Genomic DNA, 15,376 nt, shown 5'->3' with positions numbered 1-15,376 from the left:
TCCTCTCGATGGTTAATCCATCTCCCTGGTGAGTTCTCTCGCGGCGAAGGGCAAAGGAGCGACAGACGCGGGCAGAAAACAAGGGCGCCGCAGGCGTGCATTTCACCCTTGTTTTCTGAACGGGGATGGTGCTACGACCAGCCCTCCGCGAGAGCACGAGCAGGGTGATGGCGCCAGCGGGATGACAGGATGAACACACCCGACACGTCGGAACGGCGTGGCGGCACCAGAGCGCCGGCGCGCCGGCGTGGTGAAACGCTGCTGGCGTCAGCCAGCTGCCGGGGTTGACCTTGCCATCAGACCCTAGCTGGCAGGCCCGAAACCCGCAGGGGTTCGGCGGAGCCTGGCGGGTGCGCAGCAGCTGCCTGGCGGAGTGGGGCTGACGACCCGGCCGGTACGGACGGGGAGCCGGAGGGGGCCCGGGTTCTGGCTGTTGTCGTTTTGCTTTTGCTGTTTATCTGCCGGAAGCAGCTTCACAGCAGGAGCAGGAGAAAAATTAACGGGCAAGGCAGGACGATGAATATGAGTAGAAGGATCGGGAGCATTACGTGTGCAGGAAAGCGGCGGATGGGGCATGGCAGGGGCGCCGCAGGCGCGCCCGCTCTGCCCTGCCCCGCAGGGGCCTGCTTGTTTCGGGCGAGTAACAGGACGAGCTGGCTCATGGCCGTCTGGCCTACCAGAAAGAAGGCCATCTTTCGTTCATACCTCGGTTGAGCCTACCCACTGCGCGCCCAGATATGCATCGGCTCCTTCTTCACTTTCAGCGGGCTGTATGGCGCACAGTGCTTCATGCGTCCAGCCTGTTTCCGGTGCCGCCACCTTTAACAGTTCCCTTCCTTCAAAGCTGCTGATTATCAGGGTTTCAGACTGGTGCGGCGCAAGAATGTCAGGTTCGCCATTTTGCTGATCGGTAATATAAGTAATCAAGTTTGCGTTCTCCTTCATCGGAATTAAGGGGCCTTTCAGCCCCTTCCTGTCACTTATCTTCCGGGTCCTGCTCCATTTCGAAATGCATTTCTGCTGTAGACAGCAGATCCGGGAATCTGTTGAACTCCTGCGAGATCAGCCCGATATGCTGACACAGGTGCATCAGATTGGCCATGAAATCAACAATAACGGTCTCAACCGGTTCGCCGTCCTGCATTAGCCCGGTGCGGCTGGCAAAGTGCGCCAGCGTCTCGGCCGCCATTGCCGCCCGGTCCTCTTTGCAGCGCAGCGGTACGGGAATCATTATGTCATCAATGCGACGCGCCAGCTCCGGCAGCAGCATCACCGCCTTGCCTGCCTCCACAGGCCACACGTCCGCGCCTTCCAAGGGGTTCTGCATTTCGTTAAATGTAATTTCACGAATCATCAATACCTCCGGTTGAATATGAGTCAGCTCCCGCGCCGTATGGCGGGGCGGGAAAGGCCGCCTTTCGGCGGCCTGGGGGTTTACGCCTGCGCCTCCATTTCGGTGCGAACGGTGGTCATAAACTGCTGCCAGAACTCAAAGCGCAACGGCGGTACATGCGCACGTTTTCCTTCGCGTAAGGCATTTACAAACGCTTTCGCCTGTGCGACGATTTGCGGGTCAAATTGCATGGTTGGTTCTCCATGTTAGTTTTGAAGTGCCGGATTAGTCGTTGGTAGCGTGTAATCCGGCGTGAGAAAGCAGGGCTAAGCCCTGCTTTTTTAATGCCCGGAATTCACTGAATTCCCAGCAAAAAAAGCATTCTCAACACTCGCCATCACTTCGTCATGGGTCATAGTGCATAAGTCTTTGCATTCAAAAAACCGACCTTTTACGCGCGCAAAAATACTGGTTACGTCGAAGGCATACATCTCACTGGATTTGAAACTCTCTCCCGCAACTGATCGGCACCAGTCCATCGGCGGCAACACTTCGAGTTGATCGATGTAGCGTTCCTCGCTCACCTCTTTCCATCCGGCACGGTAACGGGCGTTTTGCATTTCCAGCGCCTCGTCGGCTGTAACCAGCTCAACGTCTGGCAGAAATGTTTGCATTTGCTCCACGTTGTAACCGCTTTTCATCGCTACCCAGATCCCATTCTTTTGTTTTGCCCACTCCACAATCTGTCTGTCGCAGACGAATGCCATAAATGGGTTTTCGACTATCGTCCTGGAAGATTCTTGAGCGGCGGTGTTGACGTTCTGTGTGTTCATCCTGGTTTTCTCCTCTCGATGGTTAATCCATCATCCTGGTGAGTTCTCTCGCGGCGAAGGGCAAAGGAGCGACAGACGCGGGCAGAAAACAAGGGCGCCGCAGGCGTGCATTTCACCCTTGTTTTCTGAACGGGGATGGTGCTACGACCAGCCCTCCGCGAGAGCACGAGCAGGGTGATGGCGCCAGCGGGATGACAGGATGAACACACCCGACACGTCGGAACGGCGTGGCGGCACCAGAGCGCCGGCGCGCCGGCGCGGTGAAACGCTGCTGGCGTCAGCCAGCTGCCGGGGTTGACCTTGCCATCAGACCCTAGCTGGCAGGCCCGAAACCCGCAGGGGTTCGGCGGAGCCTGGCGGGTGCGCAGCAGCTGCCTGGCGGAGTGGGGCTGACGACCCGGCCGGTACGGACGGGGAGCCGGAGGGGGCCCGGGTTCTGACTGTTGTCGTTTTGCTTTTGCTGTTTATCTGCCGGAAGCTGCTTCACAGCAGGAGCAGGAGAAAAATTAACGGGCAAGGCAGGACGATGAATATGAGTAGAAGGATCGGGAGCATTACGTGTGCAGGAAAGCGGCGGAGGGGGCGTGACGGGGGCGCCGCAGGCGCGCCCGCTCTGCCCTGCCCCGCCAAGGGGCGAAGTTAGGGTTTAGCGCCGTGGTGTTTGGGTAGAAGCAATAATTCTCAATGCCGGTGGATGTTTGAATCCCCCGCCCCCAGGCGGGGGGAATCCCGCGATGTCATCGCTGTTTGATAAACTGGCCGCAAAGATAGACGGCAGTCTGGTGCGTCATGAATTCGCAGATGGACTCCATAACCTGCGCAGTTGTAACAGGCGACAAATCTTCCTTTTTCCGTTGCGCGTTTACCCTGTTCTTGTACTGGCGCAGAATGTCGCGTGCTTCGGCTGATAATGTCATGATCGTTCTCCGATAATGCCGGGGCGTTGCCCCGGCGCTTTCATTCAGTCGAGGGCGCGCCAGATAAGCGCCCGTTCCGGGTGATATTCCACAAAACTCATTAACTGTGTGTGGCGTTTCGCCATGTGCGCGCATAATGCGCCATTTCCCTGGCTATCGTGATGCCAGCAGCGGTGATTCAACACCAGGGCCGTGAGAATAAAACCTGCCGCATTTCCGCTTACGGTTTCATTGAACCAGTTTCCTGCATTGTCGAGTATCAGGGTATCCACATCCGGTGCCATATAACCGCCGCCGTCCGGCAGGCGGTAAAAATTCCAGAAGCCGCCGCGGTAATCCGGACAATAGCGATCGGCATACGCATAAATCATCGATTCGGCAAAAACAAAATCGCCACCGAACAGGTCAGGTAAAAAGCACAGACGTTGCGCGCCCTCAATGCGAGTGGCAACAGGGATCACTGCTGAAGTCATACATCCTCCACGGTTACAAAGTTAACAGGTCCGGCTTACGCCGTGCCTACACGACAGACCGGCGAAAAGTGGAGGATGCAAGGGCGCCACCGCAAGCCGCAGCGCAGCCGGAAACGGGCTGAACGCACCGTTTCCTGCGAGAACGGGTGAGGATGGCGGCGACAGCGAACCCTTGCAGCCGCAACGGCCGGGCTACAGTGAAGGCACGGCGTATGCCGTCGCCGCGCCGGCGCGTCAGAGGGCGTATCCAGTCCGGCGCCGGCCGGAGGACGGTGACGGTTAAACGCGGAGTGAAACGACTTCCTTTTGGATTCGTCACAGCAGACCGCAGCTTGTTCCTGCAGGCCAGAACCGTGATTTCGTAAACACATGAAATTTAACGGCGGGGCATCCCCCGCCGTTTTCGTCAGTTACTGAATACATGACCGTCGTGAAAAACGTAACCACCGCTAAAAAGATCGCGTGCGTAGGCTTCATAATCAAAGTAGGAACGCAGAGTATCCGGCACCTCGCTTAACAGGCCGCAATCCTCAACGTGCTGCTGTGCAAAATCTTCCTCACTTTCAGCCTCTCCCCGGTAGGCATCATCGAAATCGTTGTAATCGCATTCGCCTGTATATTCAGCCCAGGCAATAAATGCTGCGTCTCTGCCTTCGTCTTTTGCGCGCTTGTAGGCCTCGATAAAAGTCCAGTCTACGGACGATTCAGAGGCGAACTGTGATGGAATTCCCTCCCAGTCCTGAAACATAAATTCAGGATCTGGCTCGTTCGCGTGTAGCTGCCGGCAGGCGTCATGAAACTCGTCCTCGTCCTCAAAGTCAGTCAGAGCGAACCATTTACCAAAAATGCTTCCGCAGTTGTATTTGTGATAAGTGCCAACGTATACAGCAGGGGTTGTCGTGCTCATAGAATCCTCCACAGTTCAGGGTTTCACCGTTCCGGCTAACGCCGTGCCGACACGACAGACCGGCGAAAAGTGGAGGATGCAGGGGCGCCACCGCAAGCCGCAGCGCAGCAGGAAACGGGCTGAATGCACCGTTTCCTGCGAGAACGGGTGAGGATGGCGGCGGCAGCGAACCCTTGCAGCCGCAACGGCCGGGCTACAGTGAAGGCACGGCGTATGCCGTCGCCGCGCCGGCGCGTCAGAGGGCGTATCCAGTCCCGGCGCCGGCCGGAGGACGGTGACGGTTAAACGCGGAGTGAAACGACATCCTTTTGTGCTCACCATACTTGTTCCTGCTGGTCAGAAACGGTGCTTAGTGCGCATAACAACTTTAATCGTAGGACTTGCCGGGGGTATTCCCCGGCGCGTTATCAGGCGGCTAGCGCGTCCTGTAGAGCATGGACATCATTTAAAGCCTCTCTTACTGATTGCGGCTCATGGCATCCAGCCTCCCATGCTATTCCAACCCGGTGTTCCAGCTCGGCCCTATAGTCGCGCAATACGCGGCTAAGAAGGCCGGCAGGCACACTGACACGACGGTTTAATGCAGCACGCTGGCTTGTCACAATTTCGCTGACATTTGTATTTGTGACACCTTCACGGCGGTAATCCACCATTTTCATCGCGCCGATTGCCTTCATAGCATCCCTGATTTCAGTCACGTCCGGTTCGGGCTGTAGTGTTCGGCAGGCCGCACCTATCCCTTCCTCTGTCCATACCAGCACGACAAGTTGTTCATCAGCGGCAAACATGTTTGTAAGTCTTGTGCAGAGTTCTTCACGGGTTCCGTACATTCTTTTTCTCTCTTGTTTGTGATTAACAGGCCGGGTCATAGCCCGGCAGGCTTAGTCAGTCCTGAAAGGTCTCGTCCAGCACCAGGGCTTCGCGGTATGCCTCCAGAAGCAGGGTGTTAATCCGGCGCAATGTTTGCGCGGCCATACGTTCTGTAAGCGTTGCCGCATCGTGGCGGTGCTGCGATTCGAGTCGGTTCAGCAACATTCTTACGTCACACATGGCATTGCTGAGCGCGGCCACGTCCACGCGCAGGGTTTCAAGGCCCGGGTAGTTCATGCCGCTTCCGGATAGTCTGGGTTAAACAACCCGTCATTGGACGCAGACATCCTTCTCGCCCGTTCAACCTGAGCCAGGCGACGAACGCCAGCAGCGTGATACTGTTCAAGCATCTCGATACCGATATAGCGGCGGCTGACTTCGGCGGCGGCCACACAGGTGGAACCGCTGCCAGCGAACGGATCAAGGACTATTGCCCCCGGGAGCGTGAGCGATTCAATCAGTGGTTGCAGGCTCTGTACCGGTTTTTCTGTCGGGTGGTGTCGGTTGCCCGTGTATTTCCAAGGGATCACGTCAGGGACAGGATGGTCCGGCGTCTGCGGCCTTCCCTTCGCCAGAAGGTAGGCGTTTTCATGGGCGTAGCCCACGAACGTCGATTTTGAGGCGTAGCTTTTAGCAAAGACGATATGGCCAACAACCCGGAAACCAGCCGTTTTCCACGCATTCAAAAAAAGATCAGCACGGTTCCAGGCATAGAAGCTCACCATAAGGCTGTCGTTTTTCAGCACGCGGTACATTTCATGGCAGGCGGGCTGGAGCCACTCGGCTGAGTTGTCCCCGGCCAGGGTGCGGCCGGTACGGTCTTTATAGCCAACCAGATATGGCGGATCGGTAAGAATAAAATCGACGGCACACGCCGGGAAACGGGACATCACCTGCACGCAGTCACCCAAGATAAAGCGGGACATATACACTCTCCTCTCTGATATACGGCACCCTGTTGCGCCGTGCCGCCACAAAAACCCGGCGAAAAGCGGAGGGCGCATGGGCGACGCCGCAAGCCGCAGCGCAAGCTTTTCACGGGCTGAACGCACCGTGAAAGGCGCGAACGGGTGAGGACGGAGACGAAGTGAACCCTTGCGACCGCAGCGGCCGGGTTAGCGTGAAGGCACGGCGTATGCCATCGCAGCGCCAGCGCATCAGAGGGGATATCCAGTCCCGTTGTCGACCACAGGGCGACGACGGTTAAAGGGGAGTGAAACGACATCCTTTGGGGTTGTAGTAATCAGTTTCAGACCTTTTCTGGCCAGCGTATTAAAACCGAGCACCAACATTTTATGACTGGACATTATTTCCGATGATGCCATTTAGTCCAGGGCGGTGACTTGATGCAGCGACCGGCCCAGCAGGCGGGAACCGCCACTGACACAACATATGGTGTCACCGGCAGCTGAGAGAGGCACAGGATATGGGGTTCCGGGGGGCGGGCGGTGCACTGGACAGAAACACCTGAATGTCTAACCGGACGGGGAATTAAACGGGAGGCGTAAAAAAGGCCGCTGGCGCGGCCTATTTCTTAGTTTGATTCGGAGATCTTTAGATGGATTAAGAAAGCACCGATTAAATATATAATCAATCCAGCTATATATATCCATGAAAAAATAAAAGAGGGAAAAATGTTTGTTTTATGTTCTAACAGATAAATACAGAAAATAGGCAGTATGATAAAAAGCCCAAGTTTCGCTGTTAATTGTGCTTGTTTCTTTTTTCTCTCAACAGAGTAATTCTTTGACCCGGACATGAGATACCTGCAATGTATGTTTCTAGTTCATTTATTATACATGGTAAGACCTTGCGTAGCCAGTGGAGAGTTGGGCAGAATAACTGATCTGTCCCTGTGGCGAGTGAATATCTTAGCTAATATGTTTTTCTGACATTGCATAAAACCATAAGCGTATTCCTGTAGCTACCGCAGAAACTGTCGCAAGCTTAACCAAAACCTCATTAGGAATGTCTGCGAAAGGTGGATTAGCATATGTCACATTCAAAATTAGACATGTAACCAACGAAATAGGTGTTAGTAAAATGAGCATAAATCCGGCAAAGAGAAATTCTTCTTCCTGCAGGAATGAACATAACAAGCCTAGAACATACCACCCACTGGCTATTAAAATAAAATTATTTAATACACTCACAAGTAGTTTCCTTTTAGATTTCCGGGCAAGTAATATTTTAAGTATATACCGCCGGTTCACGGTAAACCAGCAGAACTGCACAGAATAACTGATTTGACCAATTCAGGCGTTTTAGCTATATTTCCGATGAATCAGCCCAGAAAAGATGCCAACTGCAAGCAGTATTATTACCATTTTTCATTCCGCACCCTCTTACATAACCCTATGAATACCAGACACTATATAATTTTTGTGCATTATTAAAATGAAGGATTGATGACTATTTACGGTGAAAAAGAAACCTTATCCCAGAAGATATTACAAACGATATGAAACATACAGAAAGCAGCGCCCCCTGAGCATCGAGCTTATTTAGGATTTCAAAACTATTGGTGCTAATTAAATATATAACTATCAAGCCAACAATGGCGGCGGCATGGTAAAGCCCTCGGGCAAACCATGATATTTTTGCCAAGATTTCGGCTTTCTGGCAAGTTTCAACGCTCATTGGTTACACCCTTATCTTGTTAGTGTAATTACAAATAATATGCGAAACATATTCAATTAGCAACTGGACAGAGCAACCTGAATGCCCAACAGCGTGGGGAATAAAGGAATATTACCAATTACTCTGTCTCTTTGCCTTTCTCTTTCTTTCACGATATTTTTTGAAGTTATCAAAATACCAACATAAAGCGTAAAGGACTCCAATAAAAACACAACTAACTGGTATAACAAAAGAAGTCACACCAACTACATACTCTGATATAGCAGAAGAATGATCGTCAGGCATTTTATAATAAGCATATAACCCCAGCAGACCATAGCCAATAGTGTATGTTGACAATACAGGCTGAACATATAACCCAAACACTTCGGACAGCTTAGCAATGAATTTCATCATAACAATATACCTTTTTAAAATAACAAGAAAATATTTTATCAAAGCCCTATGAAACTAACAAGAATTTAAGATTTAAATTTGGAGAAGCTAATACCAACCAAGTGAAAATTTAAAACCTCTATCATTTCAAATTTAACTTCGTTGCCAGATGAAGATTCTGGCATTCCCTCAAAAGAGATTTAACATCTCCCAAAGCCAGAAGGGAAATAATTTACTTTTGATATACAAATGAGGACAGGTTAAATCACAGAAAAAGTATCTCCGCCGGAGCGGGGAGCATGAATACGCTAATCCTTTTTAGTAAGTTCATTAAGCCAGTCAAAACACCTCTGTATGGATTCCTTAAACCTTAAAATTTATTCGTGCACTCAGTGAAGACGGCTAAATTATACCGCTGAATCAGAGTAAAAAAGCGGGCAGGGCCCGCTGTAGTACACGCTATGCTGTAGCGGAGATAAAACGTCTCATGGCCTGGAAGCGCTCGTGCGAACGTATACGATCTGGCCATTCGTTTATCCAGTACACCGGCGTGCAGCGGGTCCGGCTGACGGTCAGGTTCAGCGTGTTGCCAGTGTGCACTATCGCCGGGATACCCAGCAGACTGAGCTGAATAAATGTCATATCGGCCGCCACAGGATCGATGTCCGTCGTGGTGACAAGCAGCTGCGTTGACGGGTTATAACCGGCATTAAGCATGGCTTCGGCAAAAGCGATAACCATGCCCCCTGCCCCGCTTGTCGGTTCATCCAGCGTCACCCACGGGCAGCGCTTCAGCTGCTGCTCAATATCGCTGGTCAGCACACTGGCCATCAGGCGGGAAAGACTGTAGGGCGTGAAAAACTGGCCCATATCACCGGAGCCCAGCTCCAGCTCCATGAAGACCGAGCCGAGAAAATCCTGAAACCCGCCTTCCAGCTCAGCGACCAGCAGGCAGAACAGATTCTTCAGTTTTTGAAGGTCAGCAGGCTGGTAACGGTCACAGATTTTGCGGCTGCTCTCGATGTTTTCCGGCGTGCGGATACGGGTGATATCAAGCTCACTGGCCGCCAGGGTAATGAAGTCGCAGAACACATCCCACCGGCGCAGGTAAGGCGCGGTATGCCGGAACTCACTGACAAACTGCCGGCGCGCCACGTCCCCCGTGACCATGCGCGGCGTTACTGCCGCAGGGGCCGGACGTGACTGAATGCCGGCAGCGTCGCTCATGGCGTCAAAGATGGAGAGCTGTGACATTACGCGGCCTCCCCGGTCAGTACGCGGAAAAAGCCGTCCATCGGCGCCGCAATGGCGACCGGCCACCCGTCAGCGAGCCAGACGGAGTAATAATCCGGCCCTTCCTCGTCAAACGCCGTCAGTTCCTCGGCTCCGACCGGTGGGGTGAAACTTTGCGGCTGCGCCTGGCAGGCAGAGACCTCCTCGACGTAGTAAAACAGGTCCAGAATATGGCTGGTTTTGAGTGATGATTCTTTAGATTCTTTTGCTGCGGTGTTGACGTTCTGCTGTGTCATGTTGCTTCTCCTCTGTGAGTGATGTGATGTTTCTCTGAGTTCCTTCGCCGCATCAGCAGGCACGCCGCACGGTAAACGGCAGCCGCAGGGGAGAACGGCAAGGCCGCAGCCCGCAGGGACCGGGCGCCGCCGTTCAGCGTAAGCGGCCCTTGCGGCGGACGTCTGTGTGGCACAGTCCTGCGCGGTGAAAGGAACGGGGAAACGTCACAACAGAGAAGGTTGATGAACATGACACAGCCCCGGCACGCATAGCGTGTCGGCCCTTAAAGGCCGCGATAGCGGCACGGTGAGCGCGCGGTGGCCAACGGCCACCTGAAGCGGTTGCATGCGGGCATAAAAAAACCCGCCTGTGGCGGGTTTAAGTAGACAGTGAGGCGATCAATGCGGTTTCTTTTCTTCATCAAAAGCGAGCAGAATCCCCACACACATCATAATTGCGTAGCCCAACTGCAGAATGATTTTGATTACTAAGGGCATGTCCCAAATGATCAGAGGAACAATGAGAAGGATGCTACACAGCAGCATTCTTTCTCCCGTCTTTTTGCTATAAGCCGAAAGCTGCTTCTCAGGAACGCCAACTCGACGCAGCAGGCTGTATGTCAGTGCCTCCGCACGTTTTTTCATGGTCATCAATTTATACCTTCTAAACGTTGTCAGCCCGGCAGGCTTCAGCGTGTGTCATTCTATTGGCCGAACATATTTTTGGCATTGTTACGCGTTTCATCCTGCGCGCTGCCCTTCTGCGTGACGGCGGCAGTCGTTTTGGAAACCGTTGTGACCGGTGCTGCCGGCCGGCGCTCTCCAAACGTGTCCATCTCTTCGGGAAATACGGCCTTCATTAGCAGGATTACTTCGTCAAATGTCGTCTCTTCGTTCAACAATTCGGCCAACATATGTGGCAACCGGGCATCCTGTTTACGCAGCGCAAAGCCGGCCAGCAAAGCTGACCGCCAAAGTTTTCCCCGTTCTCCTTGTGGGGTCCTGTCGATCTCATCGCAGACGTATTTGTCTGCAGCGTTCGTTTCCGGATTGAGATAAAAAGTGATTTTGCGACGCGTATCCTGCTTATCCATATCGTTAACCAATTGCGTACATACCGTTGACCAGGTCAAACTGCGGACTGTCGCTCTGCCAGAAGCGATCTTCATGTACGCCGCAGTGTTTTCTGACCGCTTCGGCGATGAGCTCAGCCCCGCCGCCGATAACCATAACATGAGAGTAGCCCTCAAAGCTGCTGATTGCTTCCAGCACACGATTCACCAGTCGTTGCTGAGAATCCCTCAGCGCATCAGTCACCATCTCAAGACGTGACGTATCATTTACTCGTTTTCGCAGAAATTCTTCGTCGTTGCGGTGGATAATGATTTCATCCGCCAGGTAGCTGCTACCCCGTGTCCGGGCCAGCGCCAGCGCCTCGCGCACTTCTTCAGTCATCAACGACACGCCAAGTGCAGAGTTGCCATAAATACGGGATATTCCGCGCATACGCGCCATCACATGTGAGATATCAAGCGTAGTACCGCCCAGATCCACGATGAGTAGCGAATCCAGATCGTCCAAATCCTTCACGACGTCATAGCCGGCAGGAATAGATTCCGGCATAACCTGCACATCCCGAATGCGGAACGTCTCTCCTCCATTCAATGAAACCGGTCGTAACAGGCTCGCCTGTTTGCGACGAATATTTTCCTGGTTCGGCTGATTGTCCCGGTTATAGAACTCGGCCAGTGGCAATGTCACCACAACATCGATCTCCTGTGGCTTCAGGCCGGTCTGCAGCAGCGCGTGGTGTACGGCGACCACATTCACGTCGCTGTACTGCCAGGCAATATTGGTTGTGACAATGGCATGAGGGCTGATGGGATCATACGAATAATTCTCACCATTCAGGGTGTAGTTGAATGTGTCTTGTCCGCCGAACGCAACGGCCCATTCACGTTTGAAACTGTTAGGGCTGATGGCTCTTTTAACTTCACCTTTTTCTTCCCATTGCAGCTTGATATTGGTTGAGCCGTCATCGATGAAGATTTTCATACTGAGTCCTTATGAGAATTTAATGAGAACTATTAGAGAACAAAACGAGATTATACAGAGCATTTTTAATTTGGAAAGCAAAAAGAGAATAATTTGAGAAATATTTGAGAATTTATAGCCATTGGAAGAGGATTATTACCGCTTCGCTTGTAAGAACAAGCGCAAGGAATTACTGTATGTATAAACAGTATAAAAATAATGGTGAAACGAGATGGCATCCATTCACTTGTTTTGTGCACCTTCTGAAACAGAAGCATTAGCGCTTCCACTCTTTCTGGAACGCTGCCAGGCAGGCTTTCCTTCCCCTGCTCAGGACTATGTTGAGGCAGAGCTGGATCTTAACGACTACTGTGTATGGCACCGTAACGCGACGTTCTACGTGCGTGCCAACGGTGACAGCATGACGGATATTGGTATCCGTAGCGGTGATGTGCTGGTTGTGGACCGGGCAGAAAAACCTAAGCATGGTGATATCGTCATCGCTGCCGTAGGAAATGAGTTTACGGTGAAGCAACTGCTGCTCAGGCCAAGGCTGGCTTTGCAGCCAATGAACCCGGAGTATCCGCCTCAATACCCGGACCCGGACGAACTGCAAATATTTGGTGTCGTCACTCACAGCATTCATCGTCTTAAGGAGCGCCAGTGATGTTTGCTCTCGCAGATGTGAACAGCTTCTATGCAAGCTGTGAAAAGGTGTTCAGGCCCGATCTGCGTAGCAGACCAGTTGTCGTCCTTAGTAACAATGACGGCTGCGTTATTGCCCGCAGCGCTGAGGCGAAACGGCTCGGCATCAAGATGGGGGTTCCGTGGTTCCAGCTCAAAACTGCTCACTTTCCAGAGCCTGTGGTGGCGTTCTCCAGCAATTACGAATTGTATGCATCTATGAGCAACCGTGTAATGTCCTGTCTCGAAGAGCTGGCGCCGAAGGTGGAACAGTATTCTATCGATGAGATGTTCCTGGATATCCGCGGTATCGACCGCTGCCTTGAGTTTGAAGATTTCGGGCGCCAGCTGCGTAGCTACGTGCTGACCTGCACCGGCCTGACTGTGGGGGTCGGCATGGGGCCGACAAAAACGCTTGCCAAATCAGCCCAGTGGGCCTCAAAGGAATGGCCACAGTTTCGTGGGGTCCTGGCACTTACACCCGGCAACCGTCGGCGCACGGAAAAGCTGCTGTCGCTGCAGCCGGTGGAAGAACTGTGGGGCGTCGGCCCGCGTATTGCGAAGAAGCTGAAACAGCTGGGGATCACCACGGCGCTGGATCTCGCCCGCACAAACCCCACGTTCATCCGCAAAAATTTCACCGTTGTACTCGAGCGCACCGTGCGTGAGCTGAACGGAGAGAGCTGCATCAGCCTGGAAGAAGCTCCCCCACCGAAGCAGCAAATAATCTGCAGCAGGAGCTTTGGAGAACGTATCACGACGTATGAAGCTATGCGGCAGGCCATCTGCCAGTATGCGGAGCGTGCTGCGGAGAAGCTGAGGGAAGAACGGCAGTATTGCCGACATATCGCAGTGTTTGTGAAAACGTCACCGTTCGCAGCAGGGGAAACGTATTACAGCAACGTGGCCAGTGAAAAACTGCTTACCCCTACCCGGGACACCCGCGATGTAATAACGGCAGCGGTGAAGGCGCTGGAGCGCATATGGATAGATGGCCATCGATACGCAAAGGCCGGAATCATGCTCAATGAATTTACTCCCACCGGAGTGGCTCAACTGAATCTTTTTGACGAACATCAACCTCGTCCGGGCAGTGACCAACTGATGAAAGTTTTGGATGGGATCAATAATTCTGGTCTCGGCAAAGTCTTTTTTGCCGGGCGAGGTATCGCTCCTGAGTGGCAAATGAAACGCGATATGCTATCTCCTGCTTACACGACGCGCTGGAATGAAATTCCCATTGCTGTAGTCAGATAGGTCTCAGACTTTGAATAAGCCGCTGGCGCTCGCCGCAGACAAGTGACCGGGCGTAGCCCGCGAACGGTCGAGGAAGCGCAAGAGAGTCAGTTGTTGCATATACGGCAGACGCTCCACCTTTACAGATAACGCAGTGTGTACTTATCCACTTATCCACCGCGTATTTTTAAAGGATCTTTTTAAAGGTGTTTTTAGATCTATCTTTTTAGACGGTACGTCAGCCCAGTACTGACGCGGGCTAGAGGCCTGTCTATGTGACAAATTGCCCTCTTACTGTGACAAACTGCCCTCAAATCTCCCTTACAACTGTGACAAGCTGCCCTTAACGCTGTGACAAATTGCCCTCATGAAGCGTGCTCTATCACAGGTTTATTCAAGGTTGTTGACTATCTCAAGTTAAGTGTGACAATCTAAAAATCTGTCACATATCTAACATAGCGACCATGACTGAAATTGCGCTGATCAATCAAAAAAAACGCAGGAATAGCCCCCGCATTGTACAGTCAAACGAGCTGACTGAGGCTGCGTACAGTCTTTCACGCGACCAAAAGAGAATGCTTTATCTTTTTGTAAATCAAATTCGTACTTCTGACGGGGCGCTTCAGGAACATGATGGGATCTGTGAGATTCAGGTCGCTCATTACGCTGCCACTTTTGGTCTTACTTCAGCCGAGGCCAGCAAGGATATCAGACAAGCGTTAAAAGGCTTTGCAGGTAAGGAAGTGGTGTTTTACCGGCCCGAAGAGGATTCTGGTGATGAGAAAGGCTATGAATCTTTTCCCTGGTTCATCAAGCGCGCGCACAGCCCATCAAGAGGCATTTACAGCGTGCATATCAACCCTTATCTCATCCCGTTCTTCATTGGTCTCCAGAACCGCTTTACGCAGTTCCGTCTGAGCGAAACGAAGGAAATCACGAATCCTTATGCCATGCGCCTTTACGAATCGCTCTGCCAGTACAGAAAAGCTGACGGTTCTGGCGTGGTTTCGCTGCGAGTGGACTGGATCATGGAGCGTTATCAGCTTCCACAGAGCTACCAGCGTATGCCGGATTTCCGTCGTCGTTTCCTTCAGGCTAGTGTGGATGAAATCAACAGCCGTACCCCCATGCGTCTTTCATATATTGAAAAAAAGAAAGGTCGTCAAACTACGCATATTGTCTTTACTTTCAGCGATATAGCTAATGGTTGATTTTTTTGATGAGGGTAATTTGTCACACTTCCCTTTCTCCTCTTCTGAAAATCTGCAGGGTAATTTGTCACATTACTGGGGTGCATGCCCCAGGATAGGGCTCTTTCGTCCCCTTCGCTCCCCTTAACCTCTTCTGGATTCCTTTGCTGAGGGCAAGTTGTCACATTATTAGGTTTAGATCTGTCAGGAGGACGCTCTGCTATCTCCTTCACTCTCATAACACCTTCTGGCACTGTTGCAAATAGTCGGTGGTGATAAACTTATCATCCCCTTTTGCTGATGGAGCTGCACATGAACCCATTCAAAGGCCGGCATTTTCAGCGTGACATCATTCTGTGGGCCGTACGCTGGTACT

General features: G+C 52.4%; 20 protein-coding genes. 3 read left to right on the top strand and 17 right to left on the bottom strand.

All coding sequences use genetic code 11. The annotated features are described in order from the left end of the window. Positions 1-699: 699 nt before the first annotated feature. The 17 genes from G9X48_RS01605 to G9X48_RS01530 all read right to left on the bottom strand — a co-directional run bounded on the left by G9X48_RS01605 (position 700) and on the right by G9X48_RS01530 (position 11,911). Positions 700-945, bottom strand: coding sequence for a hypothetical protein (locus G9X48_RS01605; RefSeq protein ID WP_044593642.1), 246 nt, complete (start codon positions 943-945; stop codon positions 700-702). Between the two features lie 31 nt (positions 946-976). After that, positions 977-1,354 (bottom strand): hypothetical protein, encoded by a 378-nt coding sequence (locus G9X48_RS01600; RefSeq protein ID WP_166499906.1) that lies wholly within the window; start codon positions 1,352-1,354, stop codon positions 977-979. 80 nt (positions 1,355-1,434) lie between these two features. Then, complete coding sequence (locus G9X48_RS01595) at positions 1,435-1,584, bottom strand: hypothetical protein (RefSeq protein ID WP_007853478.1); 150 nt, start codon at positions 1,582-1,584, stop codon at positions 1,435-1,437. Positions 1,585-1,674: 90 nt separating this feature from the next. Next, positions 1,675-2,166, bottom strand: coding sequence for a DUF1419 domain-containing protein (locus G9X48_RS01590; protein ID WP_225806271.1), 492 nt, complete (start codon positions 2,164-2,166; stop codon positions 1,675-1,677). 737 nt (positions 2,167-2,903) lie between these two features. Continuing rightward, complete coding sequence (locus G9X48_RS21365; protein WP_044594056.1) at positions 2,904-3,083, bottom strand: hypothetical protein; 180 nt, start codon at positions 3,081-3,083, stop codon at positions 2,904-2,906. Positions 3,084-3,127: 44 nt separating this feature from the next. After that, the gene (locus G9X48_RS01585) at positions 3,128-3,556 is read right to left on the bottom strand and encodes an antirestriction protein (protein WP_007877519.1); all 429 of its coding nucleotides are present in this window, start codon (positions 3,554-3,556) and stop codon (positions 3,128-3,130) included. 406 nt (positions 3,557-3,962) lie between these two features. Then, positions 3,963-4,463: an antirestriction protein ArdA gene (locus G9X48_RS01580; protein ID WP_007871821.1), complete on the bottom strand. Its 501-nt coding sequence runs from the start codon at positions 4,461-4,463 to the stop codon at positions 3,963-3,965. A gap of 407 nt (positions 4,464-4,870) precedes the next feature. Then, a complete protein-coding gene (locus tag G9X48_RS01575; protein WP_044593561.1) occupies positions 4,871-5,293 on the bottom strand; it encodes a DUF1380 family protein in 423 nt (140 codons plus the stop codon). A 55-nt stretch (positions 5,294-5,348) separates the two neighbouring features. After that, positions 5,349-5,570: a hypothetical protein gene (locus G9X48_RS01570; RefSeq protein ID WP_007853271.1), complete on the bottom strand. Its 222-nt coding sequence runs from the start codon at positions 5,568-5,570 to the stop codon at positions 5,349-5,351. Further along, positions 5,567-6,259: a DNA methylase gene (locus G9X48_RS01565; protein ID WP_007853273.1), complete on the bottom strand. Its 693-nt coding sequence runs from the start codon at positions 6,257-6,259 to the stop codon at positions 5,567-5,569. Before G9X48_RS01565 ends, G9X48_RS01570 begins: the two co-directional genes overlap by 4 nt. A 945-nt stretch (positions 6,260-7,204) precedes the next feature. Then, a complete protein-coding gene (locus G9X48_RS01560) occupies positions 7,205-7,486 on the bottom strand; it encodes a hypothetical protein (RefSeq protein ID WP_133052152.1) in 282 nt (93 codons plus the stop codon). A 598-nt stretch (positions 7,487-8,084) separates the two neighbouring features. Further along, positions 8,085-8,369, bottom strand: coding sequence for a hypothetical protein (locus G9X48_RS01555; protein WP_133052738.1), 285 nt, complete (start codon positions 8,367-8,369; stop codon positions 8,085-8,087). 438 nt (positions 8,370-8,807) lie between these two features. Beyond that, positions 8,808-9,602, bottom strand: a complete 795-nt coding sequence (locus tag G9X48_RS01550; protein WP_007853275.1) for an N-6 DNA methylase — start codon at positions 9,600-9,602, stop codon at positions 8,808-8,810. After that, on the bottom strand, positions 9,602-9,877 hold the full coding sequence (locus tag G9X48_RS01545) for a hypothetical protein (RefSeq protein WP_007853292.1): 276 nt from the start codon (positions 9,875-9,877) through the stop codon (positions 9,602-9,604). Before G9X48_RS01545 ends, G9X48_RS01550 begins: the two co-directional genes overlap by 1 nt. A 378-nt stretch (positions 9,878-10,255) precedes the next feature. Continuing rightward, positions 10,256-10,507 (bottom strand): hypothetical protein, encoded by a 252-nt coding sequence (locus G9X48_RS01540; protein ID WP_044593558.1) that lies wholly within the window; start codon positions 10,505-10,507, stop codon positions 10,256-10,258. Between the two features lie 53 nt (positions 10,508-10,560). Next, positions 10,561-10,950, bottom strand: coding sequence for a plasmid partitioning/stability family protein (locus tag G9X48_RS01535; RefSeq protein WP_044593557.1), 390 nt, complete (start codon positions 10,948-10,950; stop codon positions 10,561-10,563). A gap of 4 nt (positions 10,951-10,954) precedes the next feature. Further along, on the bottom strand, positions 10,955-11,911 hold the full coding sequence (locus G9X48_RS01530) for a plasmid segregation protein ParM (RefSeq protein ID WP_007853306.1): 957 nt from the start codon (positions 11,909-11,911) through the stop codon (positions 10,955-10,957). A gap of 211 nt (positions 11,912-12,122) precedes the next feature. Here G9X48_RS01530 and umuD point away from each other — a divergent pair, with 211 nt between their 5' ends. From umuD to repE, 3 genes are all read left to right on the top strand, one after another. Beyond that, the gene (gene umuD, locus G9X48_RS01525; protein WP_044594854.1) at positions 12,123-12,557 is read left to right on the top strand and encodes a translesion error-prone DNA polymerase V autoproteolytic subunit; all 435 of its coding nucleotides are present in this window, start codon (positions 12,123-12,125) and stop codon (positions 12,555-12,557) included. After that, entirely contained in the window at positions 12,557-13,831 is a 1,275-nt protein-coding gene (locus G9X48_RS01520) for a Y-family DNA polymerase (RefSeq protein ID WP_007853308.1), read from the top strand. The genes umuD and G9X48_RS01520 overlap by 1 nt, the downstream gene beginning before the upstream one ends. Positions 13,832-14,274: 443 nt before the next feature. Then, positions 14,275-15,021: a replication initiation protein RepE gene (gene repE, locus G9X48_RS01515; RefSeq protein ID WP_044593556.1), complete on the top strand. Its 747-nt coding sequence runs from the start codon at positions 14,275-14,277 to the stop codon at positions 15,019-15,021. Positions 15,022-15,376: the final 355 nt, after the last annotated feature.

The sequence above is a fragment of the Cronobacter sp. HA18006 genome (assembly GCF_011605445.1).
Taxonomy (GTDB): Bacteria; Pseudomonadota; Gammaproteobacteria; order Enterobacterales; family Enterobacteriaceae; genus Cronobacter; species Cronobacter sakazakii.
The sequence above is the reverse complement of the archived record's forward strand: the minus strand, read 5'-3'. Positions and strand labels throughout refer to the sequence as shown.

What these genes read in the sequence shown, in the direction of transcription:
- G9X48_RS01605 (WP_044593642.1), bottom strand. Translation starts at nt 945, where the DNA reads ATGAAGGAGAACGCAAACTTGATTACTTATATTACCGATCAGCAAAAT.
- G9X48_RS01600 (WP_166499906.1), bottom strand. Translation starts at nt 1,354, where the DNA reads ATGATTCGTGAAATTACATTTAACGAAATGCAGAACCCCTTGGAAGGC.
- G9X48_RS01595 (WP_007853478.1), bottom strand. Translation starts at nt 1,584, where the DNA reads ATGCAATTTGACCCGCAAATCGTCGCACAGGCGAAAGCGTTTGTAAAT.
- G9X48_RS01590 (WP_225806271.1), bottom strand. Translation starts at nt 2,166, where the DNA reads ATGAACACACAGAACGTCAACACCGCCGCTCAAGAATCTTCCAGGACG.
- G9X48_RS21365 (WP_044594056.1), bottom strand. Translation starts at nt 3,083, where the DNA reads ATGACATTATCAGCCGAAGCACGCGACATTCTGCGCCAGTACAAGAAC.
- G9X48_RS01585 (WP_007877519.1), bottom strand. Translation starts at nt 3,556, where the DNA reads ATGACTTCAGCAGTGATCCCTGTTGCCACTCGCATTGAGGGCGCGCAA.
- G9X48_RS01580 (WP_007871821.1), bottom strand. Translation starts at nt 4,463, where the DNA reads ATGAGCACGACAACCCCTGCTGTATACGTTGGCACTTATCACAAATAC.
- G9X48_RS01575 (WP_044593561.1), bottom strand. Translation starts at nt 5,293, where the DNA reads ATGTACGGAACCCGTGAAGAACTCTGCACAAGACTTACAAACATGTTT.
- G9X48_RS01570 (WP_007853271.1), bottom strand. Translation starts at nt 5,570, where the DNA reads ATGAACTACCCGGGCCTTGAAACCCTGCGCGTGGACGTGGCCGCGCTC.
- G9X48_RS01565 (WP_007853273.1), bottom strand. Translation starts at nt 6,259, where the DNA reads ATGTCCCGCTTTATCTTGGGTGACTGCGTGCAGGTGATGTCCCGTTTC.
- G9X48_RS01555 (WP_133052738.1), bottom strand. Translation starts at nt 8,369, where the DNA reads ATGATGAAATTCATTGCTAAGCTGTCCGAAGTGTTTGGGTTATATGTT.
- G9X48_RS01550 (WP_007853275.1), bottom strand. Translation starts at nt 9,602, where the DNA reads ATGTCACAGCTCTCCATCTTTGACGCCATGAGCGACGCTGCCGGCATT.
- G9X48_RS01545 (WP_007853292.1), bottom strand. Translation starts at nt 9,877, where the DNA reads ATGACACAGCAGAACGTCAACACCGCAGCAAAAGAATCTAAAGAATCA.
- G9X48_RS01540 (WP_044593558.1), bottom strand. Translation starts at nt 10,507, where the DNA reads ATGACCATGAAAAAACGTGCGGAGGCACTGACATACAGCCTGCTGCGT.
- G9X48_RS01535 (WP_044593557.1), bottom strand. Translation starts at nt 10,950, where the DNA reads ATGGATAAGCAGGATACGCGTCGCAAAATCACTTTTTATCTCAATCCG.
- G9X48_RS01530 (WP_007853306.1), bottom strand. Translation starts at nt 11,911, where the DNA reads ATGAAAATCTTCATCGATGACGGCTCAACCAATATCAAGCTGCAATGG.
- umuD (WP_044594854.1), top strand. Translation starts at nt 12,123, where the DNA reads ATGGCATCCATTCACTTGTTTTGTGCACCTTCTGAAACAGAAGCATTA.
- G9X48_RS01520 (WP_007853308.1), top strand. Translation starts at nt 12,557, where the DNA reads ATGTTTGCTCTCGCAGATGTGAACAGCTTCTATGCAAGCTGTGAAAAG.
- repE (WP_044593556.1), top strand. Translation starts at nt 14,275, where the DNA reads ATGACTGAAATTGCGCTGATCAATCAAAAAAAACGCAGGAATAGCCCC.